Origin of the sequence: Immundisolibacter sp. (assembly GCF_050250495.1) — a bacterium.
In the GTDB taxonomy this organism is placed as follows: domain Bacteria; phylum Pseudomonadota; class Gammaproteobacteria; order Immundisolibacterales; family Immundisolibacteraceae; genus Immundisolibacter.
In genome coordinates, this window is record NZ_JBFWOM010000023.1 from 38,384 (window position 1) to 40,132 (window position 1,749).

The window sequence follows — 1,749 nt, forward strand, 5'->3', positions numbered from 1 at the left end:
GACGACACGGTGGCGACGATCTCGCCGTACACCACCGGCTGCACGCGGCTGACCGCCGCCACCATCGGGATGGTGGCCTGGCCGCCGCAGGTGACCATGTTGACGTTCATCTCGCGCTTGCCGAGGTGGTCCTTGAGATTCACCGGCGGCACGCAGAACGGCCCGATGGCGGCCGGGGTCAGGTCGATCATGACCACGCCGCGGCTGGTCAGCTTGTCCGAGTTTTCCTTGTGCACGTAGGCCGAGGTGGCGTCGAAGGCAATCTGGATGTTGTCCTCGGCCAGGTGCGGCAGCAGGCCGTCCACGCCCTCGTGGGTGGTCTTCATGCCGTGCTCGCGCGCCTTGCGCAGGCCGTCCGAGTCGGGGTCGATGCCGACCATCCAGACCGGCTTCAAGACCTTGCTGCGCTCCAGCTTGAACATGAGGTCGGTACCGATGTTCCCGGAACCGATCAGGGCGCAGTTGATTTTCATGGAAGATTCCTCGGCAGGCCGGCGAGCGGCGAAAGCGCCGTCGCCCGGCGGCGGACGGCCCGGATGGCACTTTCCGGGCCCGTAATGGTACCGGCCGGCGCGCACCGGCCACAAGGCGAGCCGGGCATTCCCACCGTGCGTTGTCGCTGCCCTGCTAGGCTGTTGCCGCCGCTTGAAACCCACGCAGGAGTGCCGAAATGGACCTGACGCTGTACACCGCCGACGTGTTCACCGGCCAGCCCTTCGGCGGAGCGCAGATCGCCGTATTTCCGCGCTCGGATGGGCTCGATGCGGCCACCATGCAGCGCATCGCGGCGGAGCTGAACCTGCCCGGCACCGTGTTCGTGACAGCCACGGCCGACCCCCGGCAGCACCGCGTGCGCACCTTCACCCCGCGCGAGGAAATCGACTTCGCCGGCCAGGCAGTACTCGCCGCGGCCCACATCCTCGCCATCGACGGCCAGGCGCCGAGCGACGGCAGGCTCGACCTGCTGCACGGCTTCGGGCCTGTGCAGGTGCGTCTGGGCGCCGCGCAGGGGCGGACCGGCTTCGTGCAGTTCAGCCGCACGGTGTTTCCGGTGGTCGACCGTTTCGTGCCGACCGCGGACGAGCTCGCCGGCATCCTGTCGCTGGAACGGCGCGCACTCGGCGAGCGCGACCTGCAGGCCCTGCTGGTGGCCTGTGAGCGGCCGTACCTGATCCTGCCGGTGCGCAGCCTGGACGCCCTCACCGCCGCCCGCTTCGATGCCGCCGCCTGGGCCGCCTCGCACGCGCCATCCATGCTGGCGCAGGAGCTGCTGCTGTTCTGCCGCCAGACCGAAAGCCCGCAGGCCAACTTCCACGCCCGGCTGATCGGCCCCGACATCGCCCCGCGCGAGGATCCACCCATCGGCGCTGCGCTGCCCGCCTTCGCGGCGTATCTGGCGGCCCAGCCGAACCTTCGCGCCGGCACGCACACGTTCGTCGTGGAGCGCGGCTTCGACGCCACGCGCAAGAGCCTGCTCCAGGCCGAATTCGACAAGCGCGCGGGCGGCGGCCTCACCCTGCGCGTGGGCGGCCAGGTGGTGCCGATGATTCAGGGCACGCTCGGCGTGCCGGATTGAGTGCGGGCGCCGGGCACTCAGCCCGGGCCGTCGGCGGCAGCCGCCCGGCGCGTGGCGATGGCGTCTTCCAGCACCGCGATGTGTTCGCGATCTTCCCCCGTCAGCTGCGGCATCCGGGCGACGTCCGCCAACAGCGCCGCCGCACCGTCGAGGTCGTTCTGCAGCATCAGGAA

Annotated in this window: 1 protein-coding gene and 1 pseudogene; one reads left to right on the forward strand and one right to left on the reverse strand. The window is 70.3% G+C overall.

The window, feature by feature from the left end; genetic code table 11:
* A pseudogene (locus AB7F93_RS12570) lies at nucleotides 1-422 on the reverse strand (acetaldehyde dehydrogenase (acetylating)); the annotation flags it as partial.
* Nucleotides 423-670: 248 nt separating this feature from the next.
* Between AB7F93_RS12570 and AB7F93_RS12575 the strand changes: the two are divergent.
* The gene (locus tag AB7F93_RS12575; protein ID WP_428303258.1) at nucleotides 671-1,576 is read left to right on the forward strand and encodes a PhzF family phenazine biosynthesis protein; all 906 of its coding nucleotides are present in this window, start codon (nucleotides 671-673) and stop codon (nucleotides 1,574-1,576) included.
* The last annotated feature ends 173 nt before the right edge of the window (nucleotides 1,577-1,749 follow it).